General features: G+C 34.9%; 1 protein-coding gene. It reads left to right on the top strand.

All coding sequences use genetic code 11. The features are described 5' to 3' along the window. Positions 1 to 238, top strand: a 238-nt coding sequence (locus KA909_RS13605) for a recombinase family protein (protein ID WP_245339403.1), incomplete at both ends; no start/stop codon positions are given.

The raw sequence follows: 238 nt of genomic DNA, 5'->3' as shown, positions 1-238 counted from the left end.
AGGCGAACAAGTCAAAAATGGAATCAAAGAAAAAGCGAGACAAGGTAAACTAATTACAACACATGCACCCTTTGGGTATCACTATCATAATGGTACTTTCACAATAGACACAGTAAAAGCACCAACAGTAAAAGCTGTGTTCAATTATTACCTTCAAGGTTATGGTTATAAAAAAATTGCGCAATACTTAGAAGCTGATGATAAATTCATTAATCGCAAGCCCTATCAAGTGCGTAAT

Source organism: Staphylococcus sp. GDX8P54P (genome assembly GCF_017893165.1).
GTDB classification, from domain to species: domain Bacteria; phylum Bacillota; class Bacilli; order Staphylococcales; family Staphylococcaceae; genus Staphylococcus; species Staphylococcus borealis.
This window is presented reverse-complemented; position numbering and strand designations above follow the sequence as displayed.